The organism is Acinetobacter sp. UBA6526 (genome assembly GCF_002434875.1).
In the GTDB taxonomy this organism is placed as follows: domain Bacteria; phylum Pseudomonadota; class Gammaproteobacteria; order Pseudomonadales; family Moraxellaceae; genus Acinetobacter; species Acinetobacter venetianus.
Window position 1 is genome coordinate 1 of record NZ_DJLC01000152.1, and the last position, 25,370, is coordinate 25,370.

The following is a 25,370-nucleotide window of genomic DNA, read 5'->3' on the forward strand; positions in this document are numbered from 1 at the left end:
TTCTTGCAACTCTTTTGCAAATTCTACGATCAAAATCGCATTTTTCGCAGACAAACCAATTACTGCAACAATCGCGACTTGGAAGTAGATGTTAAAGGATAAGTTTGGATCACCTTTAATCACCATGCCTAACCATGTCAACGTAAACGCACCAATGATACCCAATGGAACAACAAGCAATACTGATACAGGGATAGACCAGCTTTCATATAGCGCAGAAAGACATAGGAATACAATCAATAATGAAAGAATCAATAAAGGAACTGTCTGGTTACCAGAATCACGTTCTTCTAATGATAAACCTGTCCATTCGTAGTCAAAACCTTGTAAGCCCATTGACGGTAACTTGCCAATAATTTCTTCCATTGCATTCATCGCATCGCCCGAACTTACGCCCGGAGCTGGAGTACCTTGGATGTTAACAGATGATACACCGTTATAACGCTCTAAACGAGGTGAACCATAAGTCCATTCACCTTTTGCAAAGGCAGAGAATGGAACCATTTCACCTTTGTTATTACGCACATACCACTTGTTCAAGTCTTCAGGCATCATGCGAGTATCCGCTTCACCTTGGATATAAACTTTCTTCACACGACCGCGATCAACGAAGTCATTGATATATGAACCACCCCAAGCCATGCTCATCGTACTGTTAATATCAGCAATACTGATACCCATAGAACCTGCTTGCGCTTGATCAATCGTAATTTGATATTGAGGTGTATCTTCCTGACCGTTAGGACGAACACCAGCAAGACGTTTGTCTTGAGCTGCCATACCTAAGATCGCATTACGTGCAGCAACAAGTTTATCGTGACCTTGGCCACTGACGTCTTTCAACTGGATATCGAAACCAGACGAAACACCGAGTTCAGGCATCGCAGGTAACTGCAACGGCATAATGTACGATGCATCCTTCACGATCATATTCAACGCCATACCACGTTGAATGATGGCACCAATTTGTGATTCAGGTGTGGTACGCTCGCCCCAGTCTTTCAATTTAATGAAGGCTAGACCCGCATTTTGACCGACCCCAGTGAATGAGAAACCAGATACCGTAAAGATAGAATCTACGTTATCTTTTTCTTTATTCATGAAGTAATCAGTCATTGTCGTGATCACTTTATCTGTACGTTCAAGGCTGGCACTTGGTGGTAATTGCACCAGTGTCATGACTACGCCTTGGTCTTCTTCTGGTAAGAAAGAAGACGGCAGCATTTTGTACAGACCAACTAACGCAGCAATCACAGCAATATAAATAACCCCAGAGAAAAGCTTATGGTGTGTCATACGATTGACACCACCTTGGTATTTCACAGAAAGTTTATCAAAGCTGCGGTTAAACCAACGGAAGAAACGTGCAAAGATATTGTTGCTTTCTTGCTTGTTTGGATCGTGTTGTTTTAACAATGTAGCGCATAGGGCAGGGGTAAACGTTAATGCAACGATCAAAGAAAGAATCATCGCTGTAACCAAAGTGATCGAGAACTGACGGTAAATTACCCCAGTTGTTCCACTAAAGAACGCCATTGGTACGAATACAGCGGTTAATACGCTGGTAATACCAACCAAGGCACCCGAGATCTGGCTCATTGATTTTTCAGTTGCAGGTACAGGTTCAAGATGTTCTTCTTGCATAACCCGCTCTACGTTCTCTACAACGACAATCGCATCATCGACGAGGAGACCGATTGCTAATACCATCGCGAACATGGTTAATGTGTTGATCGAGAAGCCGAACATGTTAATAACGGCAAATGTACCTAACACTACTACTGGAACGGCAAGTGTAGGAATAATCGTCGCACGCCAGTTCTGTAAGAACAGGAACATGACGATAAATACTAAAACAACTGCTTCAATTAAGGTATGTACAACACTTTCAATCGATAAACGAATAAACGGTGTTGTGTCATACGCAAGTTTGTCTTTTAAGCCACTTGGATAGTTATGGCGTAATTCTGATAAACGCTTTTCTACAGCTGCAGCTGTATCCAATGCATTGGCACCAGTTGCAAGTTTAATTGCTACACCACCAGCAGGACTACCATTGAATTTAGAATCGAACTGATAGTTATCAGAACCTAACTCAACACGAGCAACATCACCCAAAAGAACCTGCGCACCAGTCGAAGTATTCTTGAGGAAGATTTTTCTAAACTGTTCAGGTGTTTGCAGCATACTTTGTGCATTTACAGTTGCGTTCAGTACTTGTCCTTTTGTTGCAGGCGCACCGCCTAACTGACCTACAGCAACTTGAGAGTTCTGCGCGCGAATTGCAGCTGCAACATCACTTGGAGTGAGGTTGAAACTTGTTAATTTCGCTGGATCTAACCAAATACGCATCGCATAAGAGCCACCAAAGACTTGGATCTCACCAACACCCGCAACACGACTGAGTGGCTCAGAAATATTTGAGTTCACATAGTCTTTAATATCTGATGCTGATAAGCTTCCATCTGGTGAGTAAAAGGCAACAACCTGCATAAAGCTTGCGCCAGATTTAGTTACTCGGACGCCTTGGCGTTGTACGTCTTCGGGTAAAAGTGCTGTTGCAGATTGTAATTTATTTTGAACCTGAACCTGCGCGATATCTGGATCGATACCTTGTTCGAAATTCAAGTTAATCGATGCTTGACCATTACCCGCACTGTTAGAAGAAATGTAACGTAACCCATCTAAACCATTCATTTGTTGTTCGATGATTTGAGTTACTGTGTTTTCAACAGTTTTAGCAGATGCCCCAGGATAAGTCGCAGAAATGGTTACCGTGGGGGGAGCAATCGTCGGATATTGAGCAACTGGCATTTTTGTTAGCGTGAGAATCCCCGCCAGCATAATCACCAGTGCAATCACCCATGCAAAAATTGGGCGATGAATAAAAAATTGAGCCATGCAATCTACCCCTTAAGCTTGTGCAGTTGCTTTTTGTTCAGCTTTTGGTGAGTCGGCCTGTTTTTTCTGTTCGGCTGCTTGTGGTGCAGCACCTTGAGCTTGAGGCGCATTTGCTTGTGGTTGGTAAGGCTTAGTTGAAACTTCTTGACCTTCTTTCACCTTAGCAACACCATCTACGACGACTTTATCGCCAGCTTTTAGACCTTCAGTCACGATCCAATCTTGACCTTTAACACCAACAGTTGTAATTGGACGAGTCTCAATAACCCCTTTAGCATTTACAATCATTGCAATCGCTTGACCAGTAGGCAAACGAGTAACCGCTGCTTGAGGAACCAAATAAGCATTTGGCAAAATTCCCTGAGAAATTTTGGCAGTTGCATACATACCTGGTAATAGCAAATGGTTCGGGTTTGAGAACACAGCACGTAATGTCACTGTTCCAGTATCGGGATTTACACTTGCGCCAGAGAATGCTAACTGACCTTCAATCGGATAGTCAGAACCATCTTCAAGTGTGATTTTTACGCGTGTATTACCACTGCTATCCAAGCTACCTTTGCTCATTTGCTGACGAAGGCGAAGTAACTCAGCGCTTGATTGGTTGATATCAACATAAATTGGATCTAGTTGTTGGATCGTTACCAAAGGATCAGCCTGATTCGCTGTCACTAACGCACCAGAGGTTACGGAAGAACGGCTAGACTGACCTGAAATTGGTGCACGTACAGTAGAGTAACCCAAATTAATTTCAGCATTTTTTAGTGCTGCTTGAGCCGCTGCAACATCTGCTTCCGCTAATTTCACTTGAGCATTAATGTCATCATATTCTTGTTTAGAAACAGCATTTGTTCCAACAAGTTGACTATAACGACCTTCTTTTACACGTAAAGCATTTAAGTTTGCTTGTTGGCGTAACAGAGCCGCTCTAGCATTATCAGCCGTTGCACGATTGGTATTTGCGTCGATTTGATAAAGCGCTTGACCTGCTTGAACATAACTACCTTCAGCAAATAAACGTTTTAAAATCACACCACCAGTTTGTGGACGAACTTCAGAGATTTGATATGCAGCCGTTCGTCCTGAAAGTTCTACACTTTGTTCTACGCTTTGTGGTTGAGCAACAATGACACCAACTTCTGGAGGCGGCATTTTTTGAGCAGCAGCTGCTTGCTGTGCATCTTTAGGATCTTTGCTACAACCAACAAGCGCGATGCTTGTTGCTAATGCGCAAGCAGTGAGGGCAGGTGCCCAAAGCTTAGCCGACATCATTATTCCACCTCAATTTAGATTTTTTATCTAAAAACAAATTGTTGCTGAAATTGCTTTGATACAGCCAAAACCAAAGCAACGAAGTCCAAATTAACCCAATTCCCCAACCTGCAAGTACATCGGTTGGATAGTGAACCCCTGCATAAACTCTAGATAACCCCATGAAAATAAACCATAAAGTAGATACTAAAATGACGCTTTTGCGGTACTTATGCTCTCTAAATAGCAACATAGATAAGCTCGCAAGGGTTGCAGCATATAGGCTATGGGCACTTGGGAAGGATGCTCCATAACTTTGAACCAAATGATAAAATTCCAAAGGTCTTGGCCGATCAATGCCCCATTTCAGAAGCCAACCAATCACAATACTTCCACTTACACTCAAAGCAAGAAAAGTCACTTTTTTATAATCTTTAATCCGAATGTGGTAGACACAAAAAAACACAGTTAAAAATAGTAAAAAAGGCATTCCGCCTAGTCTAGAAAGCAGAACTGCTACATTGTTAAGCGCAAATGAGCGATGTTCAAATAAAGTTTGAACACTCAATAGATCAAAAGCTGATGCGTTGGAATAAAGCAGTCCAAACACACCGAATCCTAAAAAAATGCAACCAATACAAAGTAGTAGGTGCGGCATGCGAACCTCATTTTTTTGCTTAACCATTGTTCAGGGTTGTATAGTGTTTGAAAGTGTACTTGCGAGTACACTTTTGGTCAAGTCTTGAAATTTTATGATAATTTCATTTTCAGATTTTTTTAAGGTTCAGTAAAAAAACATAACAAAATTTGATTAGTGTCTCACTTTCTGTTCCGCTGAATTTTCATCATCAACTTCAATTGGTTGTTTCGGTGGCCAGAAAAAATCACTTGGTCGAGTCAAGAAGTGTGTAAGTACTAATTTCGCTAATGGTTTCCATTGCGCAAAACGAACACGACGTGCGCGTAGAGCAACAATAATCGTAAGTGTAAAACTGACAAACAAGTTAGTTAAGCCAATCAACATAACGCCTAAAAATGACACAAGGATTAAACCAATATCTGGCGAGCCACTAATCGTCATTAGACCTTGGATAAAGTTTGCTGAAGCAAAGGCGATATGACGGATATCTAAAGGCAAGCCTAAAATAAAGCCAATGGTGCCAATACTGCCGAGCATGATGCCGAATAGAAAGTTACCAGCAAGCGCACCTAAGTTCGTTTCAATATAGTTTGCAAACTTGTTTAAGCGTTGTTCACCCATCCAACGTTTTAAACGATGATGTTGTTTTAAACGAGGGCCAACTTTGCGATATACAGCGAGGTTATCAAAATAACCTGCAATTAAACCTGATAAAAATAAACATACCCCAGCGATAGCGGCATGAGGTACAGCCAAAGAGGTGAATGGATTTAATGAATGTAGGGTTTTGGCTGCTTTAGTGGTGGAGAGCAGTGGTTCGTGTAAATTGTATTGCCACAGGAATGTGATCAGCGCTGCTACTGGGATCGCAATCGAGATATTGCCTAAAATCGCTACGAACTGGGTACGAATAATATTAATAATCAACGCCGCAAGTTCTGCGATCTGGGCATTTTTACTGCCTTTCTGCTGTTGTACCGTAGCGGCAAGAGCGGCTGCGGTCATCGCAGGTTGTTTAGTCGCAACAGTAAAATGAAGTACATGGATCAGCATGAAGCCTAAGCCATAGTTCATGCTATATAGAAAAGCTTGCATAAACGGTGCAAGAACAAAACGTGCGGTTAGGATTTTCAGCGTTGCCATCAGCGCAATAATCGCACCAGCTCCAGCGGCAGCTTTGTACATTCCCCAGAAACCAGACTTGTCCGTACTCACATAGTGTTCACCAGTCTTACTTGCATTTTCAGTTACCTGTAAAGCAATCAGTTCACTGGTTGAGCTTAATAAGTATCGAACACTTTTTTCATCATAATGTGCTTGTGTTAAGTCGGTAATCAACTCGCCAAGAGAGGTATAACGAACCTCATTTTTACTGGCTAGCAAGCTAATTAATAACTCAATGCGATCTAATGCTTGTTCAAGCAAAGATAGCAAATACGTTAAACTAATACTGACACCGATACGTTTAGTCGCACGACGAATTTTTAGTACTACATCACGGCATTGATCAAGCATAACAAAAGCTTGAGATGCATCAGGTGGCGGTAGTACGACGACAGCATCCTGATCATCAATGATTTTTTTATACTTTTCTATAAATTCAACAATTTCTCGATTTTGAACCAAGAACGGGGATTCATATTCAATAATGTCTGGTTGCGCATTAATAAATTCAGGATATAAACCAATACCGCTAATACGATAGGATAGAACAGTAATCGCTTTGATCAGTTCATTCTTTGAGATTTGCTTTTCTTTGGTGTTGCTTTGGCTTTCACTAATTAAGCTAAATAAACTGATCCAATCCTGTTTCTCAATCAAGATCAGCCAATCACTATCAGTTTCCTGATGAAAAACTTTCCCAACCAATGTTTTGAGTTGCTGACCATCTTCAACTAATGGAAGGAAGTGCGCACCCAAACGCTGGCTTAACTGATTCCAAAAACCATCTAAGGATAAAATACCGCTGTCGGCATATAAGCTAATTTGCTTATATTGACTGATTAACTTGAGTAAAAAGTTTTGCAGCAAGATTGCAGATGTTGGTGTGAGTAACAATGTTTTAATCAACGAATGAATACGTTGTTTAACTTCTTCTGCATCATTGGGATTTTTTGGTCGTAAACGATTGACCAATTCAATCATTAGGTTTTCATCAAGAACAGCTTGAGGTTGGTCAAGCTGTTCCTGCATTTTTAAAAAGAGATCAGTTAAATTAAAATGCATAGGCACTCATAAAAAATTATTGTAAACGGTGTAAGGCCATTAAGGTCAGATTGATGAGTGCTTGGCGATATTCATTATCTGGTAAAGCTTTTAAAGCTTCTAAAGCGGCATCCGTTTCTTGCTGGGCACGTTTTTGACAATAATCCAAAGCGCCCGAGTTATGCACAATTTCAATGACTTTATCTAAATGCTCGATTCCGCCTGTTGCGATACTGCGACGAATAATTGCATGATCATCGCCAGTTGAATGAGCTAATGCTGAAATTAACGGTAAAGTCGGTTTTCCTTCCATTAAATCATCACCGATATTTTTACCTAATGTTTCTGCATCAGAGGTGTAGTCTAAAATATCATCAATGATTTGAAAGGCATTACCAAAGTGACCAGCAAAACAGCGCAATGGTTCACGATATTCTTCTGTACCTGCCAAAATTGCTGCGCCTTCAGTCGCAAGTTCAAAAAGACGTGAAGTTTTCCCGTGAATAATTCTTAAATACGTTTCTTCGGTTGTTTCGGGTTGATGTTGAGATTGCAACTGTAACACTTCACCTTCTGCAATTTCACAAGTGCCTGTTGAGAAATCTTTTAATAAGGTAATGTTGTTTAGATCGACCAATAAATCAAAAGAGCGCGCAATCAGAAAGTCCCCGACTAAAACCGCTGTTTGATTATTCCACGTTGCATTGGCAGTAGGACGGCCACGACGGAGATTAGATTCGTCTACGACATCATCATGTACCAAGGTTGCAGTATGCAGCATTTCAATAATTGCAGCCAAATGTTGCGCGTGCTGCATATTCGCTAAACCACAAGCTCGTGCTGCAAGCAAGCACATAATTGGGCGCATACGTTTACCGCCAGCTTCAACAACGTGTTTACTGACAGACATCACCAAACCGACTTTAGAGCTAATCCCTTCATTGATGAGGTAATCCATCGCAGCAAAATCTGTCGCAACAGGGGAGAGAATGTCTTGCTTAAAATCGATAACCATATGAAGGAAAACCTCGTACAGGTGAGTAATGGCGCTAAGTGTATCAATTAATCTTTTGCTAAACAGTTATACAGGCTGTGTAATCCATCATTTAAAACATGATGATGAGTTTTTTGGTGTTAATTTAGGCAGAAAAATGGTTTTCGCACATAACCTCAATACTCTACTTTTGACTTAGTTCAAACACAGTTTGTTCTTGTCGCAATTTGTTTTTAAAAATGTATTGTAAATCACGGAAAGAATCAATCAAAACAACGTATCTGCAATCTAATTGATTTTATTAAAAAATCTAAACAATATTCAGATATGTGAGCATTTGTGCAAAATGACTTGTTGTTTGATCAAATTTCACTTAAAATTTGTCCCCTTGTATAACCCCAGTGGCGTTCGTCTTAAGATCGATATGTCCCTTTATCGGCACGACGACACGGGCAAGTTGGAGTACATTATGTACGCAGTAATCCAAAGCGGTGGTAAACAGCACCGTGTTGTTGAGGGTGAAACCCTTAAAGTAGAATTATTGAAAGCTGAAACTGGCGCGACTATTACGTTTGATGACGTATTAATGGTTGTTAATGGTGACAACATTCAAATCGGTGCTCCAGTTGTAGCTGGCGCAAAAGTAACTGCAGAAGTAGTTGGCCATGGTCGTCACGACAAAATCCGCATCATCAAAATGCGTCGTCGTAAACACTACCGTAAGCAACAAGGTCACCGTCAATGGTTTACCGAGTTGAAAATTACTGGTATCGCAGGCTAACACGAGGAGTAAATAGACATGGCAACTAAAAAAGCCGGTGGATCGACTAAGAACGGTCGTGATTCGAATCCTAAGATGTTAGGTGTTAAAGTTTACGGTGGTCAAACTGTAACTGCTGGTAACATCATCGTTCGTCAACGTGGTACAGAATTCCACGCTGGTGCAAATGTTGGTATGGGTCGTGACCATACTTTATTTGCTACTGCTGACGGCGTAGTAAAATTTGAAGTGAAAGGTCAATTTGGCCGTCGCTATGTAACTGTTGAAGCTTAAGTTTTAATAGTTCAAGAAAACCCGCTTTTAGCGGGTTTTTTTATATCTCAAATTTTGAGCCATTTGTTTAGTTAGAAGTTTTTCCAAAAGTACCATTTTTTAAGTCTTTATAGGCCTGTAGAATTTCTTCATAGCTATTCATTACGAAAAAGCCATGTCCATTGATTGGTTCTTGTAATGGTGGTGCGGATAAAAATAATAAATCACAATGTTCTAAGGCCTTGATGGCAACATCGTTATCGAAGCTCGACATGACTGCCAAAGCTTGTTCTTCTAAAATTTCTTCATCTTCTGCGAATTGGAGCTTACCTTTACGCAAATAAATAAGAGTGGTGTCTCCATGTGATGCTGGCAAGGTGAGGTGTTGGTCTTTATTGAGATGAACATCTAAGACATTCATCGGACTGAATGTTTTTGCAATTCCGAATGTATTCTGAAATTGTCCTGCCACGATACGAACATAACCTGCATCTTGATCCAGTTGTACTTTAGGGATGGTTTCGTTTAACAAGCTTTGATAGCGGGGTGGCGACATTTTTTCTTTAGCAGGCAAATTAACCCATAATTGCACCATTTCAAAGTATCCACCTTGCTCACGGAATGCAGGACTAAAATGCTCTATATGCTGAATGCCAGAAGCTGCTGTCATCCATTGAACATCACCTTGAGCGATGATGCCGCCTTGGCCTGTTGAGTCTTGATGTTCTAGTTCGCCAGCAAAAACAAAAGTCACCGTTTCAAAACCACGATGTGGATGCTCATTGACGCCTTTTTTAGTGCTTTTCGGTGCTAAGCGTCCAGGCCCTAGATGATCTAATAATAAAAAGGGTGAAGTTGTATTACCTAATTCATGATACGAAAACACCGAGAGCGCAGGGTAAAAATCCCCAATTGAAAAATACGTGTTATTCCGTTGAATAAAGGCAAGACTTTTCATAATTCGTGGCTGTTGTTGTATTTGATGGTATTTAGACTAACAAAATGTAGTGTTTCGTCTAGTTGATTCTTTAGACATTATTTTATTTGAAGGCTTTATATGGCTCATTTAGCGTAGTCTAATTCAGGTTTTGATCGTAATTTTTATCATTACAATTCCTACATAAAGGCTGCAACTTCATACATAATGCAGGACTTTGCGACATGAAATAAACAAAACCTGTGCTTTTCTTCATTTTTTTAGTGATCAAAAACAGTAAGATGTCGTCATAACAGTAGAAATCTGATAGAAGGTTCATTTTATGAATTTCGTAAAAAAAATGGCTTACGCGGCAACTTTAAGTGCAATGACCTTAGCTCCAGTGATGAGCACACAGGTGTTTGCAGCTCCTGTCGCAGCTTCGACTCAGCAAGCAACGACAAGTTTGGTTCAACAGTTGTCTGGTTTGCAGCGTCTAACAGCAGATTTTGAGCAAACAACGAAAGTAAGCAATAACAAAAATGTGCAGAAAAAAGGCTTAACTGCACAGCATATGAATCAAACTTTCAAAGGTGTGATGAAAGTTGAACGTCCTGGGAAATTCTACTGGGAAACAACGAGCCCTGCGAAACAAACGATTGTGACAACAGGTAAGGTTGTGTGGATTTATGATCCTGATTTACAACAAGCAGTCCGTCAAAGCCTAGATGATCAAATTGCTAATACGCCTGCATTATTATTGTCGGGTAATACCAATCAAATTATGCAGTCATATCGTGTAACGCAGCCTGACCGTACGAAGTTGTATTACACCTTATATCCAAAGCAAGAAGATAGTGCTTTCCAAAGTATGACGATTAGTTTTGGCGCAAACAAAGCACCTAATTTAATGGTATTACAAGATTCATTAGGACAAACCACGTATGTTCGCTTTAGTAATATTAAAGTGAATCCAACGATTCCTGCATCAGTCTTTAATTTTGAGCCACCAAAAGGCACAGATATTATTGATCAGTAAATGATTGCAGATGAATAGAAAGCAACCTACGGGTTGCTTTTTTTAGGATAGGTTAAAATTCAAAAGCCTTGATATTTATACTATCTATTTATTTTGATAGTTTATTAGATTTAAAAGGTGGTTTATTTTATCATATAAATAATAATTTAAGAATTTCCTAATAAAAATGAAAGATTTGGCTGATCAAAAAGTAATTAATAGTTATCCTAAAATGACAGCTTTGAAATCGCTGAAAAATGTTTTAAAACAAAAGTTGATTAGGATTATCGGTTTGTTTCTAAGACGAAACTCCTCATGGAATGAGAATGGTATTTATCAAAAAATCGTATACCGACCTGTACATGAAACTGAGATTTCTAATTTTAAAGTGATTGGAGAAATTCCAAAGCATCTACATGGTTTATTACTGCGGATTGGTTCGAATCCTATCTATGCCAAAAAACTAACATTGTTTGAATGGTATATGGGTGATGGTATGGTTCATGGGCTTAAACTGCGAAATGGAAAGGCGATCTGGTTTAAAAGCAAAATGATTGCAACAGATACTGTGCAGAAAAATAAAAAAAAGCAATATGTACACGGATATAGGAGGGGGGCTCATGATGTTGTTAACACAAATATCTTTAAGCATTTTGGAAAGCTGTGGGCTGTTATTGAGGCGGGTGCTTTCCCAATTTGTTTGGACTTTGAGTTAAATACGGAACGTTATCAGCTTTTTAACAGTGATGCTGATTTACCTTTTACTGCACATCCTCGTAAGGATCAGGAAACGGGACATTTACATGCGATTTGTTACGATGCCCTTGATCGTAAAAATGCGTATTACCAAGTGATTGATGAGCAGGGCGAATTGGTCCATGTGAGTCAAATTCCTTTGCAGCATGGTCCGATGATTCATGATTGTCTCATTACAGAGCAGGATGTGATTGTTTTTGATTTTCCACTCACATTTTCCATCACTCAATTATTTACAGGCAATAGTGTGCCTTATCAATGGAATGAACAACATCAGGCGCGTATTGGTATTTTAGCGAAGTATGGACATGCTGAAAAAATTCGCTGGATCAATGTTGATCCTTGTTTTGTTTTCCACGCCGCGAATGCTTATCGGGACAATAAAAACCAAATTGTATTGGATGTTTTGGTACATCAAAATGATTTTGAACATTCTCAACATGCGGCTTATGAAGATCAACACGCCATATTGGAGCGTTGGACGGTTGACTCAAACTTAACAAGCATCCAAAGGATGGTAATTGATGCTGATATTCAAGAGTTTCCAAAAATTGACGAGCGCTATATCGGGATGCCTTACCGTTACTTGTATACTTTGGGCTTTCCAAAAAATAGTTCATTCAATGTTTTGAAAATTCATGATTTGGTTTTACAAACCAGTCTCATTTATGATTTGGGTCAACAATGGATTATTGGGGAGGTGACATTTGTACCTGAGAATTCTCAAAGTGTTGAGGGACAAGGTTATTTAATGACATATGTACACCACATAGATGGTCTGAATTCAAAAGCGGTGATACTTAAAGTGAATGGTGTAGAGATGAGCGTTCAGGCCGAAATAGAATTGGGGGGCCGTATACCGTTAGGTTTTCATTGTAATTGGGTTGATTTGGAGGAAAAAGTATAAGTAAACATATTAAGAGGGTAGAGTTGAAAATATAGATACATTTCGTAATTTCTTCTGACAACAGGGCTTTGTATAGTGATGAAAAACATCAGAGACTTGTATAACGATGAAGACGGTAAAATTACTCCCATTGATTTCAATCATGACAGTTGTTGCACTGGTCGGCTGTCAACCTAAACAAGATCAAACAACAAAGGTTGAAAAAACAGATATTCCACTTATTCAGGCAAAAGTTGTTACTGTCAAAATTCCAAAGCAGAAAGTATGTTTGGAAGATGGTTGCACCAATTATGATTTGCAAACTGTGGAAACCAATCAAAAATGGATTGATGATTATTTTGTAAAGCGCATGAAAAAAGCAGAACCAAATGCGTTTGCTGATTTACCTGATCAACAAGTTAAAGAGCCAGCCAATCAAGCTTTGCAAAGTGAAAGTAGTACCTATGTTCGCTTCGTTGGACAAAACTATAATTTAGCGACTTTTGCAATTCAAACTTATTCTTATTCAGCGGGTGCGGCGCATGGTATGTCACATCAAGAGTTTGTGAATTTTGATTTGGCCAATAAAAAACATATTACGGTCAGTGAACTCCTTAAACCTGATATGAATCAGAAACTTCGTGATGAATTATATGCAGCCAATCAAAACTGGTTAGAAGAACATAATATTAAGAAAGATCAGTTAGAGGTCAGCGATAATTATTATTATGGCGTGAATGGTATTGTCTTTGTATATCCACTTTATGAATTAGCATCTTATGCTGAAGGGATGAGTGAGCTAACCCTACCATATTATGCTGCGAAGCAATTTATCAAAGCTGAATATTTACCAAGTTTACCTAAAGAACCAAATTAATCAGTTTTTCAGCACCTACAATCCGTTGTAGATGCTGAGTCTTTGTTTTCTATCGCTGTATTTTTTTAGGTTAAAGCCTTACACTATAGCCAGTTTTTTCTCTATTCATGATTGATTATGATCGACCCAAAATTACTCAGAAATAATATTGAAGCAGTGAATACTGCTTTAGCAAAACGTGGAATTCAGCTGAATGTACAAGAGTGGGCTGATTTAGAAGCTCGCCGTAAAGATTTACAGTCGAAAGCTGAAAATTTACAAGCTGAACGTAACGCTGGTGCAAAACAAGTTGGTCAAATCAAAAAGTCGGGTGGAGATGCATCTGAAATCATGGCACGTATGGCTGCGATTGGTGATGAAATCAAAGCGGCAGAAGTTGCCTTGGCTGAGTTGCAAACAGAACTAGAGCAAAGGTCGCTTGCGATCCCCAACTTACCAGATGAGTCTGTTCCAGAAGGTAAAGATGAAAGCGATAATTTAGAAATTTTAAAATGGGGTACGCCGCGCCAGTTTGATTTTGACATCAAAGATCATACTGATCTTGGTGAGTGGATGGGTGGGCTTGAATTTGAAACTGCGACGAAGCTAACGGGTTCTCGTTTCAGTGTGTTGAAAGGACCATTAGCGCGTTTACAACGTGCTTTAACGCAATTCATGCTAGACACACATACACTTAAGAATGGCTACACAGAAGCTTATGTACCATATTTGGTCAATGCCGATACTTTACGTGGTACAGGTCAATTGCCTAAATTTGAAGAAGATTTATTCAAGCTGCAAGGTGAAAAAGAATATTATTTGATTCCGACAGCTGAAGTGCCAATCACGAACTTTGTGCGTGATGAAATCATTGATGCTGACCGTCTACCGCTTAAATACTCAGCGCATACGCCATGTTTCCGCAGTGAAGCAGGTTCTTATGGACGTGATACACGTGGTTTGATCCGTCAGCATCAGTTCGATAAAGTTGAAATGGTGCAGATTGTTAAGCCTGAGCACTCTATGGAAGCACTTGAAGAGCTAACTGCACATGCAGAGGGCATTTTACAAGCGCTTGGCTTACCTTACCGTAAGATTTTGCTCTGTGGTGGTGATATGGGCTTCGGTGCTGTTAAAACCTATGATTTAGAAGTATGGGTACCAAGCCAAGATACTTATCGTGAAATTTCTAGCTGCTCAAATATGGGTGATTTCCAAGCACGTCGTATGAAAGCACGCTACCGCGTAGATCAGAAGAAGATCGAATTGGTGCATACGTTGAATGGTTCAGGTTTAGCTGTAGGTCGTACTTTGTTGGCAGTGATGGAAAACTATCAACGTGCAGATGGTTCTATTGAGATTCCAGAAGCTTTACGTCCATATATGGGCGGTGCAACGTATATTGACTAAACTGTGCATCTAATTTGTGCATAGTTTTTGCTTTATCTCAGTCAGATTGAAAATATAGAGGCGTGATGTGGAAATTTTCCCAATCTCTTTAAAGTTGCAACAGCAACGTTGTCTGATTGTTGGAGGTGGGCATATCGCCTACCGTAAAGCAAATTTGTTGGTCAAAGCAGGTGCAATTGTCGATGTGATTGCACCTGAGATTGAACCTGAGCTACTTCAGCTTGTAGTGAAGTCAGTAGGACAATACATTCAAGCTGCTTTTTCTGAAAGTATTCTCGCAACGCCTTATCGTTTAGTGATTGCTGCAACTGATCAAGCTGAAGTCAATAAAGCCGTTTTTGAACAATGCGAACAGCGTAATCTACTGGTGAATAGCGTGGATGATATTCCGCATTGTCGCTTTATGGTGCCAGCAATTATCGATCGTTCACCTTTAGTGATTTCAGTTGCATCGAATGGCGCATCGCCTGTTTTGTCTCGACAGCTGCGTACTCAGATCGAAACGATTGTGCCACATGGTATGGGCAAACTCGCCGAGTTTTCTGGACAGTGGCGCAAGCAAGTTAAAGCAAAAATTTCTAATCCAGATGAACGTCGTATCTTTTGGGAAAATTTGTATGCAAGTCCGCTGAAAGAGCAAGTGTTCAATGATAATTTAGATGTCGCCAATGATCTGATTGAACAGGCATTAACTGAATGGAGCGCACCGAAAGGTGAGGTGTATTTAGTCGGTGCGGGGCCGGGTGATCCTGAGCTTTTGACGCTAAAAGCCTTGCGATTGATGCAACAAGCTGATGTGGTGATTTATGATCGTTTAGTGTCTGCACCTATCTTAGATTTATGTCGTCGCGATGCTGAAAAAATCTATGTGGGTAAAGCACGTTCTAATCATTCCGTTCCGCAAGATGGTATTAATGCTTTATTGGTTGATTACGCACAGCAAGGTAAACGTGTTTGCCGGTTAAAGGGCGGTGATCCATTTATCTTTGGACGTGGTGGTGAGGAAATTCAAGAGTTGGTAGAAGCCAATGTGACTTTCCAAGTCGTTCCGGGTATTACAGCTGCTTCGGGTTGTTCAGCCTATGCTGGTATTCCATTGACGCATCGTGATTATGCACAAAGTGTTCGTTTTCTTACAGGGCATTTAAAAGAGGGTTCGCCAGAACTTCCTTGGAATGAATTGGTTTATGAAAATCAAACCCTTGTGTTGTATATGGGCTTGGTTGGTTTAGAGCGGATTTGTGAGCAATTGATTGCACATGGTCAGCGACCGAATATGCCTGTTGCTCTCATTTCTAAAGGGACAACACCTGAACAAAAAGTGGTGGTTGGAACTTTGGCTGATATTGCAACTAAAGTGTCAGAGCATCATATTGTAGCGCCGACTTTAACCATTATTGGTGAAGTGGTGAGCCTACGTGAACAGTTAAAATGGCAATAAATCTCCCCCAACCCCTCTTTTTAAAAGAGGGGAGTTCCTCCCTTTGAAAAAGGGAGACTAGGAGGGATTATGAAAAGTAGAGAAAATTTGTGATTCATGTTGTTCTATTCGAGCCTGAAATTCCAGCGAATACAGGTAATATCATCCGTTTATGTGCTAATACTGGCGCACAGCTTCATTTGGTTAAACCCTTAGGTTTTGAACTCGATGATAAAAAGCTTAAACGTGCGGGATTGGATTATCACGAATGGGCAAGAATGCAAATTTGGGACAATATCGAGCTTTGCCTTGCTGATTTAAAAGCAAAAGGTGTTGAGCATGTTTTCCCATTAACAACTAAAGGAACGGCAACACCGCACACGGTTGATCTAAATCGTCCTGTGGCTTTATTGATGGGGCCAGAAACACGCGGTCTGCCAGAGCAAGTACGTTTAATGTTTCCACAAGAACAGTGGATTCGTTTGCCAATGGCGGAAAACTCAAGAAGTTTAAATCTGTCGAATGCAACAGCGGTGATTGTTTACGAAGCATGGCGTCAACAAGGCTTCAAACAACTCTAATTAATGCATGGCTATACATCGCCATAGGGACTCGCAACAACGAGAGTATAGCCATTTGGGTCTTTAAACCAAACTTCTCGATGGTGTGCATTCGCATTGTATTTTGGTCCTTCTAAAATTTCGACTTGATGATTTTGTAGCTTTTGTACAATCTCATCAAATTGAGAACTCTCAAACCACAATAACACGCCATTGCCAATCGCCGTATTTGGACTGCCGATATGAGGGTGTTCATGTGCTTGCCATTGATGTAGTTGTAGAACCATATGCTGGTTAAACATTAACTGTTCATATTCTTTGCCACCATGTCCGCTACTAAGTCCCAACATGGTTTGATACCATAAACTGGTTTTCTCGACATCTTCTACCGCAATTAAAGGTTGTGGGTGCATATATTCACCATTTATTTTGATTCTTCTGTTTGGGTTGCATCAAAGCGTTGTTGTGCAGTGATCACTTGTTCAATATTGGTTTCAGCCCAATCTTTCAATTGATAAGCCATTTTAGCTACCTCTAATCCTAGTGACGTTAAAGAATAATCGACACGTATAGGTGAGGTGTTTTGCACTTGCCGCTCAATGAATCCATCTCGCTCCAGCATTTTTAACTTTTGCGATAAGACTTTGGGTGAAATCCCTTGAATACTTTTCTTGAGCAAATTGAAGTGCTGAGTTTCTCTTGCTAGCACATTGATAATCAATAATACCCATTTATCTGCAACTTTTTCAAAAAATAACCGAGCAGGGCAATGTTGTTGATAAATATTATATTTTAATGCCTGATTCATTAAAAACATCCTTAAAACTTCAGTTAAATTGTGCTAGTTACCAATTGGTAACTAATTGACACCTAGTTTCTAAAATATATCATTAAATCGAACTTTTTAAAAATTTGGATAAAACTCATGTCAAACATCGCAGTTGTTTATTATTCTGGTTATGGTCATACAAAAGTAGTTGCTGAAACTTTTGCGCAAACAATCCAAGCTTCGCTGATTGAAATTGATCAAAACGGGGAAATTTCTGAGCAAGCTTGGCAAACACTTAGCGAAGCAAAAGGTATTGTATTTGGGGCACCAACCTATATGGGTTCTGCGCCGTGGCAATTCAAAAAATTTGCTGATGCTACTTCTAAAGTTTGGTTTACACGGGGTTGGCAAGATAAAGTGTTTGCAGGCTTTACCAATAGCGCAAGTTTGAATGGCGATAAGCAAGTGACATTAATTCAGTTACAAACACTAGCGTCACAGCATGGCGGAATTTGGGTGAGTTTGGGGCTGTTACCAGCAAATACTAAAGAAGCAAAACGTGAAGATGTGAATAATTTGGGTGGTTCAGTAGGTTTATTAGTGCAAACACCATCTGATGCAAGCGTGGACGAAATCCCGACAGGCGATTTAGAAACAGCAAAAATTTATGCGCAACGTGTCCAAACGATTGTTGAAAAGTTACATGGCTAATTGAACATAAATAAAAAGGCGCATCAAGCGCCTTTTTATTTGTCGATAGTTTATAGTCTGTCATCAAATTCATTGTGTTGAGGAGCAGAGTATTTAAAACCTTTAGTTTTATAACCAAGATATAAAATACCAAACATTGCCCACCACAAACCGTATTTGAGTGCTGTCTCTTCAATTTCTAACCACATTGCAAAGACACTGAGGAAGCCGAGTAGTGGAATAATCACAAAGCTCAGAATATCTTTAAAGTTCTTCGTGCGCCCATCTCGTAATGCATAACGAGAAATTACTGATAAGTTTACAAAGGTAAACGCAGTTAAAGCACCGAAACTGATCATTGAAATGACAATATCAAGATTCATAAAACCAGCAGTTAACGCAACGGCACCCACAATCAAAATATTATATGAAGGGGTGAAGTTTTTTGGGCTGATATGACCAAAGATTTTCTTATTAATTACACCATCACGACCCATCACGTACATCAAACGAGATACACCCGCATGTGCTGAAATACCCGATGCCATTACAGTCACGATTGCAAATGCTAGAACATATGACTGGAATAATGAACCACCGACTAATAGTAAAATGTCAGGCTGTGTGGCAGCAACATCTTTAAAGTACGTTGTGGGATCATTCGGGAAATAGATCTGCATAAAGTAAGTACTGATAATGAAAATCACACCCGCGAATAATGCAGTTAAGAAAATTGCTTTAGGGAGTGTTTTCTCAGTATCTTTGGTTTCTTCAGCAAGTGAACTCAGTGAGTCAAATCCAGTGAATGAGAAGCAAAGTAACGTTGCACCAGTGATGAGTGCACCGACTGAAGTTAGTTCATTCCAGAAAGGCTCTAAGCTCCAAAGCTGATAACGTGTTTCAGCCGTGATAGGACCGTCGGCATTCATACCCATTTGAAGTTTTTGATAAACCAAATAAGTGAATGTGCCAATTACGATGAGCTGTACTAAAACGATCCAACTGTTAAAGTTCGCCACAAATCGTGCACCACGTAGGTTAACACCTGTCATAAATGCTGTGAGAACAATTACCCATATCCAGTGGTTCACTGATGGGAAAAGTGCTTCTAAATAAATAACAGCAAGAATGATATTGACCATTGGCGAGAGTAGGTAGTCTAACCATGAAGACCAACCCACCATGAAACCAACGTTCGGGTGAATGGATTTTTGGGCATAGGTATATGCCGACCCAGAGGAAGGGTAGCGACGAATCATATGACCATAGCTAATCGAGGTAAACAAAATTGCAATCAATGCAACAATGTAAGAGGTTGGCACATGGTAATGACTTTCTTCAGATACTAGACCGAAAGTATCGAACAAAGTCATTGGTTGGATATAAGCCAAACCAATGATGATAATGTGCCAGAGTCCTAGCGTTTTTTGCAGTTTAGCTGCCGATTGAGTCCCAGAAGTATTTGTCAACGGCGTTGTCCTCATAATCGTTGATCAAGGATCAGCTTTAGTGTCAAGGATCGTTTGAGACGAACGATCCCCCCGATAAAAATCTAAAGTGCGCAAATCTATCCTAATTTAAGGCAGTTTGTCAGTAGCTTTGGAGATTTTTTAGCAATTTTTTAGCCAATTTGCCAAGGAAAAAGATGAATGAAAATTCACTGAACCAATAAAAAAGGCTCGATTTAATAAAAAATCGAACCTTTTTTATTTTAAATATTGATTTACCAAGCTTTTTTAAGAATCGCTTTTAAATCATCTAAATTTGCTTCTTTTGGATTATAAATGATAGATCCATCATTTAATGCCTTCTCAGCAACTTCATCTAACTGAGCTTCTGTGATCTTTCCTGTCTCTCTTAAGGTGCGAGGAAGCTTAGTTAAGCTAAATAATCGATCACGCATGGTCAAAATTGTGGCAATTGCTTTCTCTGCACGAAGATTGGCTGGAGTCTGTGCATAAATGTCTGCACCTGCAAGCGGTAATAATAATTCACCGATCTTGTCGCCATTGATCTCTTTGTTGTATTCAAGTACATACGGTAGGAATAAGTTCATGCATAAACCATGGGGTAGATGCGCAACTGCACCTAAAGCATGACCTAAAGAATGTACTAAGCCAACCATTGAGTTCGAGAATGCGATACCTGCCATCGTTGACGCTTGAGCAAGTTCTAAACGACCTTGAGCATCACTTGGATTGTCTAATACTTTGAATAGATTTTCACTGATTTTTTTGATCCCAGCACTTGCATAAGCATCGCTTAATGGATTTGCCGCTAAGCATGTATAAGCTTCAACACAGTGAGTCAATGCGTCCATACCTGTCATGGCTGTAAGGTGTGGTGGCAAAGTTTGCGTCATACGTGGATCAAGAATCGCAGCATGTGGCATCAAATAATATGAAGCGAAAGCTAGTTTTACATTTTTCTGTGTGTCAGAAACAACAGCAACCATAGTTGCTTCAGAACCAGTACCAGATGTCGTCGGAATAACGAAAAATGGTTTTAATGGTTTTGGTAGATTGTGTGCACCAGAATACTGTAGTAAATCGTCACCGCCTTCAGAAACTAAAATATTAGTCGCTTTAGAAGTATCAATTACTGACCCACCACCAATTGCAATAATCGCATCACATTTTTGTTTACGATAAAGTTCAGCGGCTTGACGAACGACTTCTAAACTTGAATCTGGTGGAACATCATCAAAGATTGCACCAATGACTGCATCAGTTGTACTGAAAGCAGCTTCAATTGGATTGAGTAAACCATTTGCACGGACGCCTTTATCTGTAATGATCATTGGGCGTTTTGCGCCTAAAGTGGCAAGTTCAAAAGGGATATGCTCTAACGCAGCGTTACCAGCAATTACTTTTACAGGACAAAAAAATTCGTAATAAGGCTTAGCCATGTTATGCGCTCCGTTTGAGATATGATTTCGCGACTTTAAGATAAATATTTTTCGCACCCGTGAATTTTTCTTTTAATGTCAATTCGGCTGGGTAGCGTTTTACGGCAAGTGAAGCGATCAATTTAGGTAAGATCAGGGCTTCCATTTTATTCAAGCAACGTACAAGACGAATTGCGCTTGAAACATCACCATCAGCGATCATGCGGTCATTGGCAAATGCCTGCGCCGTACTTTCTTGGAAAGAAAATACAAGAAATGCATGCGTTAGATGCTTGAAGGTAATGGTTAAATCAGGCTTTCCTTTGAAATTCGGTAAAAGCTCTAATTGTTTTTCTTCTGTTACACGAGCAATAAATGCAGGTCCATTTGGAAATACATTCATTGAAAGTATGAAGCCAATAGGAAATTTTGAAACTTCCTGTTGTACTTCACTGTCCACTTGGCTTGCCATTACTAAACCACGACCAACAACATCCATCATGAGTTTTACGTAGGCAAATTGCAAAGTGGGCTTCACTGCTTTGGTCGAAATCACTTGCGTATCCCTTGTTAAAATTATGCAAAAGCAAATTTAGAGTAATTACTCTAATTTATTTCTTTAGAATTGAAAAGTAATTTATTCAGATTTGACTTCAAGGTCATGAAAGAAATTTGTATTTTTTAAATAATCAACAAAATCATGACAAAGTTGCTCAAAACTTGGGTAATCTTTAAGCAAGTCTTGTAAGCGTACCATTTCTAAACCAGCGTATCCACAAGGATTAATGGTTTGGAAACCGCTTAGATCACAGTCGATATTTAAAGCTAAGCCGTGATAACTACGACCACGACGAATTTTAAAACCTAAAGAACCAATTTTACGTCCATCTACATAGACGCCAGGTGCATCTGGTTTCGCATACGCCTGAATGTCATATTGTTGGAGTAGGTCGATCATTGCTTTCTCAGCAAAGCTAACCAATGTGCGTACATGCCATTTCAGACGATTCAAATCAAACATGAAATAGGCAACCAGTTGACCTTGACCATGCCATGTCACTTGTCCACCACGGTCAGTCTGAACAACGGGAAGGTTGCTTTGCATGAGGATATGTTCTGCTTTGCCTGCCTGACCTTGCGTCAAAACATCTTGATGCTGTAATAACCAGACTTCATCTGGTGTATTTTCATCACGATTGGCAGTGAAGGCTTTCATTTCTTCAAAGCATGCTGTGTAATCTTGAAGATCATTGAAGCAGCGAATGATTAAGGATGGTTTATCAAGGTTTGTCACAATAAACTTCCTTCGTCTGAATAAATACAGTGTTGCGGAAAATCTGTTCCAATTGCTCATCTTGAGCTTGATGTGGGTTGGCGCAATTTGACCAGTCACGAATTAATTGAATTTGTGCATATTGCACGGCATTTTTGCTTTTTAGCTTTGAATCAAAATCTTGTGCTCGTTTCGCGAGGAAATCAGGATCATTTCCAAGCTTTAACTGATGTTTGTTTTCTTTATCCAAAGAGTTTTTGGCATTCTGGAGTAGGGTGTTGCTATTTCGTGTATTCAGCGATTTGGCAATAGCAAAACATTGTTGACCATAGTCGCTGATCAATAATTTTTCAGGCTGTGAAAATGCAGCAGCAGTTAAGTAATTATGTCGATATTCTTGATCAAGAGCAGTGAGTAAATTTTGTTTAAGTGTTTGAAATGCCTTGAGCGGTATCGGATGAAGATTGTTTAATTGGGTTCGAGTGTTTTTATATTCTTGATCAATTTCTTTTAGTTTGATTTTCGCAATATCTTCAGGTTTGAATGCATAAGATCTGCTATTTAATAGGCTTGTATGACTCAATTGCATCATTTGCACGGTATCTTGTAATTGCTTTTCTGAATATTGCTGAGGATTATATTGTCCTTCAAACTCACACAGATCATTTTGCCATGTAAAAGTCTTAGTTTTTGCATAGCATAAATTGGCGAATGAAACTGTAATTGCTGCGATTAGAAGCACATGCTTTTTCATCTGTAGATTCGCAACCATACATCAAAGAGTTATAGAACGATATTTTAAGATATTAACTGATTTTTATCAGTAATTCAGTTGATTAGATATTATGTTGAAATCGGTATAAAAAAATCCAAAACACTTTCGTATTTTGGATTTATCTATTAAAGCGCTGTCTTAATTAAAGGACACGCTGCAAGATCAGCATACAGTGCATGAACTTGTTCCAGCTCTTCAAAGCGTAATTGTGCAGTTAAAGAGTGGTATTTACCTGTACGTGACGGCTGAACTTTTACTGTGTCGCCATCAAATTCAGGAAAGTGCTTCTGTAGAATATCAACAACAGCTACTCGAAGTTCATCCCCAGCATTACCAATCAGTTTGATTGGATAGTCCATTGGGAAAACCCAAAGATGTTCTTGTAATTCACGAGAAGGAGTGCGGTCTAACATGAGCAACCTCTTAACTTGAAACGCCTGCATCAGTGCAGGCGCTTATGATCTATAACATAGATGGGGATGAAGTGTTGAACTTCAAGTCTTATACGGATTCAAAACAGGGTCTTGATTCAGTATAAGGTGGCCCAAATATTAGTCATTTTCTAAGAATGAACGTAAGTGTTCTGAACGAGAAGGATGGCGAAGCTTACGCAATGCTTTTGCTTCAATCTGACGAATACGTTCACGTGTTACATCAAACTGCTTACCTACTTCTTCTAAAGTATGATCCGTTGGCATATCAATACCAAAACGCATCTTCAATACTTTAGCTTCACGTTCAGTTAAGTTTTCAAGTACTTCACGGGTTGCTTCTTTTAAGCCTTCAGAGGTCGCAGCATCAACTGGAGAGGTGATGTTTGAGTCCTCAATGAAGTCACCAAGATGCGAATCTTCATCATCACCGATTGGTGTTTCCATCGAAATCGGTTCTTTTGCGATTTTAAGTACTTTACGAACTTTAACTTCATCCATTTCCAAACGTTCGCCTAACTCTTCAGGTGTAGGCTCACGGCCCATTTCTTGAAGAAGTTGACGAGACACACGGTTGATTTTGTTAATCGTCTCAATCATGTGTACTGGAATACGAATTGTACGCGCCTGATCCGCGATCGAACGTGTAATCGCCTGACGAATCCACCATGTTGCATAAGTCGAGAATTTATAACCACGACGGTATTCAAACTTATCTACGGCTTTCATCAGACCAATGTTACCTTCCTGAATCAAATCAAGGAACTGTAAGCCACGGTTAGTGTATTTCTTCGCGATCGAAATTACCAAACGTAAGTTTGCCTCAACCATTTCTTTCTTCGCGCGGCGCGCTTTTGCTTCACCGACAGCCATACGTTTAGAGATATCTTTAATATCTTTAACGTTGAGACCAAGGTCTTTTTCGATATCAGCAATCTTTTGTTGGAACGCTAATACGTCAGGACGTACTTTTTCTAAATGTGCTTTAGTTTCAGCAGGAGCTTTCGCAATTTGCTCATCTAACCAAGCTAGGTTTGATTCTTGTTCAGGGAAGGTTGTACGGAACTGAGTACGATCCATACGACCACGACGAACTGCATAACGCATGATTTCACGTTCATTTGAACGGATTTGATCATGTGTACCACGAATCATTTCAGAGATGATTTCAAATAAACGAGGAGTGAATTTGAACATCATGAATACAGCAGCTAAAGCTTCAAGAGCAGCTTTTGCTTCATCACTGTTACGGCCATGTTTTGCAATAACCGTTTTAGTTTCATTCCAAGCAGCTTCTAACTCAGAGAAACGAACTTTCGCAACTTCAGGGTCTGGGCCTGAGTCGCCTTCAGAATCATCATCACTTTCTGACTCTTCTTCTTCGTCATCATCATCGAGCTTAACGTCTTTGGTTTTAGATGAAGCTTTTTCATCTTCCTCTATTTCTTCAGATTCCTCTTCTAAAACTTCAGGAATCTCTTCGTCAGTTTCTGGGTCTAAATAACCAGATAGAATATCGGCAAGACGACGCTCACCAGTCAAAAAGTCATTATATTCTTGTAAAACTACTTCAACAGCGTTTGGCCAGTAAGCGATTGAATGTAAAACGTCACGAATACCTTCTTCGATACGTTTTGCAATGCTGATCTCACCTTCACGGGTAAGGAGTTCAACTGTCCCCATTTCACGCATGTACATT

General features: G+C 39.8%; 24 protein-coding genes. 9 read left to right on the forward strand and 15 right to left on the reverse strand.

Annotated elements, in window-relative coordinates:
* The 5 genes from B4237_RS10330 to sdsA form a co-directional block, all read right to left on the reverse strand.
* Window positions 1–2,901, reverse strand: a 2,901-nt coding sequence (locus B4237_RS10330; RefSeq protein WP_286942993.1) for an efflux RND transporter permease subunit, incomplete at its 3' end; no start/stop codon positions are given.
* 12 nt (window positions 2,902–2,913) lie between these two features.
* Window positions 2,914–4,173 carry an efflux RND transporter periplasmic adaptor subunit gene (locus tag B4237_RS10335; protein WP_278595335.1) on the reverse strand — a complete coding sequence of 420 codons (1,260 nt, stop codon included), beginning with the start codon at window positions 4,171–4,173 and terminating at the stop codon, window positions 2,914–2,916.
* Window positions 4,160–4,810: a phosphatase PAP2 family protein gene (locus B4237_RS10340; RefSeq protein ID WP_004876998.1), complete on the reverse strand. Its 651-nt coding sequence runs from the start codon at window positions 4,808–4,810 to the stop codon at window positions 4,160–4,162. The genes B4237_RS10335 and B4237_RS10340 overlap by 14 nt, the downstream gene beginning before the upstream one ends.
* A 153-nt stretch (window positions 4,811–4,963) precedes the next feature.
* The gene (locus tag B4237_RS10345; protein WP_278595336.1) at window positions 4,964–7,018 is read right to left on the reverse strand and encodes a site-specific recombinase; all 2,055 of its coding nucleotides are present in this window, start codon (window positions 7,016–7,018) and stop codon (window positions 4,964–4,966) included.
* 16 nt (window positions 7,019–7,034) lie between these two features.
* A complete protein-coding gene (gene sdsA, locus B4237_RS10350; RefSeq protein WP_278595337.1) occupies window positions 7,035–8,012 on the reverse strand; it encodes an All-trans-nonaprenyl-diphosphate synthase in 978 nt (325 codons plus the stop codon).
* Window positions 8,013–8,460: 448 nt separating this feature from the next.
* Between sdsA and rplU the strand changes: the two genes are divergently transcribed.
* Both rplU and rpmA read left to right on the forward strand, forming a co-directional pair.
* The gene (gene rplU / locus B4237_RS10355; protein WP_004652230.1) at window positions 8,461–8,772 is read left to right on the forward strand and encodes a 50S ribosomal protein L21; all 312 of its coding nucleotides are present in this window, start codon (window positions 8,461–8,463) and stop codon (window positions 8,770–8,772) included.
* An 18-nt stretch (window positions 8,773–8,790) separates the two neighbouring features.
* Entirely contained in the window at window positions 8,791–9,045 is a 255-nt protein-coding gene (gene rpmA / locus B4237_RS10360; RefSeq protein WP_004640422.1) for a 50S ribosomal protein L27, read from the forward strand.
* A 67-nt stretch (window positions 9,046–9,112) separates the two neighbouring features.
* On the opposite strand, the gene B4237_RS10365 is transcribed toward rpmA, so the two are convergent.
* Window positions 9,113–9,982, reverse strand: a complete 870-nt coding sequence (locus tag B4237_RS10365; protein WP_278595338.1) for a pirin family protein — start codon at window positions 9,980–9,982, stop codon at window positions 9,113–9,115.
* Window positions 9,983–10,283: 301 nt separating this feature from the next.
* On the opposite strand from B4237_RS10365, the gene lolA reads away from it, so the two are divergent.
* The 6 genes from lolA to B4237_RS10395 all read left to right on the forward strand — a co-directional run bounded on the left by lolA (window position 10,284) and on the right by B4237_RS10395 (window position 16,867).
* Window positions 10,284–10,979, forward strand: a complete 696-nt coding sequence (gene lolA / locus B4237_RS10370) for an outer membrane lipoprotein chaperone LolA (protein WP_061396688.1) — start codon at window positions 10,284–10,286, stop codon at window positions 10,977–10,979.
* A 166-nt stretch (window positions 10,980–11,145) separates the two neighbouring features.
* Window positions 11,146–12,621, forward strand: coding sequence for a carotenoid oxygenase family protein (locus B4237_RS10375; RefSeq protein ID WP_278595339.1), 1,476 nt, complete (start codon window positions 11,146–11,148; stop codon window positions 12,619–12,621).
* 106 nt (window positions 12,622–12,727) lie between these two features.
* Window positions 12,728–13,477 carry an RsiV family protein gene (locus B4237_RS10380; protein WP_278595340.1) on the forward strand — a complete coding sequence of 250 codons (750 nt, stop codon included), beginning with the start codon at window positions 12,728–12,730 and terminating at the stop codon, window positions 13,475–13,477.
* A 117-nt stretch (window positions 13,478–13,594) separates the two neighbouring features.
* Window positions 13,595–14,866, forward strand: a complete 1,272-nt coding sequence (serS, locus tag B4237_RS10385; protein ID WP_278595341.1) for a serine--tRNA ligase — start codon at window positions 13,595–13,597, stop codon at window positions 14,864–14,866.
* Between the two features lie 67 nt (window positions 14,867–14,933).
* Entirely contained in the window at window positions 14,934–16,307 is a 1,374-nt protein-coding gene (gene cysG, locus B4237_RS10390) for a siroheme synthase CysG (protein ID WP_278595342.1), read from the forward strand.
* A gap of 89 nt (window positions 16,308–16,396) precedes the next feature.
* On the forward strand, window positions 16,397–16,867 hold the full coding sequence (locus B4237_RS10395) for a tRNA (cytidine(34)-2'-O)-methyltransferase (protein ID WP_019383884.1): 471 nt from the start codon (window positions 16,397–16,399) through the stop codon (window positions 16,865–16,867).
* 11 nt (window positions 16,868–16,878) lie between these two features.
* On the opposite strand, the gene B4237_RS10400 is transcribed toward B4237_RS10395, so the two are convergent.
* A complete protein-coding gene (locus B4237_RS10400; RefSeq protein ID WP_023014196.1) occupies window positions 16,879–17,259 on the reverse strand; it encodes a VOC family protein in 381 nt (126 codons plus the stop codon).
* Between the two features lie 11 nt (window positions 17,260–17,270).
* Window positions 17,271–17,654 carry a winged helix-turn-helix transcriptional regulator gene (locus B4237_RS10405; RefSeq protein ID WP_278595343.1) on the reverse strand — a complete coding sequence of 128 codons (384 nt, stop codon included), beginning with the start codon at window positions 17,652–17,654 and terminating at the stop codon, window positions 17,271–17,273.
* A 117-nt stretch (window positions 17,655–17,771) separates the two neighbouring features.
* Between B4237_RS10405 and B4237_RS10410 the strand changes: the two genes are divergently transcribed.
* A complete protein-coding gene (locus tag B4237_RS10410; protein WP_278595344.1) occupies window positions 17,772–18,326 on the forward strand; it encodes a flavodoxin family protein in 555 nt (184 codons plus the stop codon).
* Between the two features lie 50 nt (window positions 18,327–18,376).
* On the opposite strand, the gene B4237_RS10415 is transcribed toward B4237_RS10410, so the two are convergent.
* From B4237_RS10415 to rpoD, 7 genes are all read right to left on the reverse strand, one after another.
* Window positions 18,377–19,789: an APC family permease gene (locus tag B4237_RS10415; protein WP_171254298.1), complete on the reverse strand. Its 1,413-nt coding sequence runs from the start codon at window positions 19,787–19,789 to the stop codon at window positions 18,377–18,379.
* A 239-nt stretch (window positions 19,790–20,028) separates the two neighbouring features.
* Window positions 20,029–21,213 carry an iron-containing alcohol dehydrogenase gene (locus tag B4237_RS10420; protein WP_019383887.1) on the reverse strand — a complete coding sequence of 395 codons (1,185 nt, stop codon included), beginning with the start codon at window positions 21,211–21,213 and terminating at the stop codon, window positions 20,029–20,031.
* Between the two features lies 1 nt (window position 21,214).
* Complete coding sequence (locus B4237_RS10425; protein WP_004876971.1) at window positions 21,215–21,748, reverse strand: hypothetical protein; 534 nt, start codon at window positions 21,746–21,748, stop codon at window positions 21,215–21,217.
* Between the two features lie 81 nt (window positions 21,749–21,829).
* Window positions 21,830–22,486 carry a lipoyl(octanoyl) transferase LipB gene (lipB, locus tag B4237_RS10430; RefSeq protein WP_192414302.1) on the reverse strand — a complete coding sequence of 219 codons (657 nt, stop codon included), beginning with the start codon at window positions 22,484–22,486 and terminating at the stop codon, window positions 21,830–21,832.
* On the reverse strand, window positions 22,473–23,219 hold the full coding sequence (locus B4237_RS10435) for a hypothetical protein (RefSeq protein ID WP_278595345.1): 747 nt from the start codon (window positions 23,217–23,219) through the stop codon (window positions 22,473–22,475). Before B4237_RS10435 ends, lipB begins: the two co-directional genes overlap by 14 nt.
* Window positions 23,220–23,365: 146 nt before the next feature.
* Window positions 23,366–23,653, reverse strand: coding sequence for a YbeD family protein (locus B4237_RS10440; RefSeq protein ID WP_004652212.1), 288 nt, complete (start codon window positions 23,651–23,653; stop codon window positions 23,366–23,368).
* Between the two features lie 138 nt (window positions 23,654–23,791).
* Window positions 23,792–25,370 (reverse strand): RNA polymerase sigma factor RpoD (gene rpoD, locus B4237_RS10445; protein WP_286943006.1); only part of this gene is annotated, 1,579 nt, incomplete at its 5' end.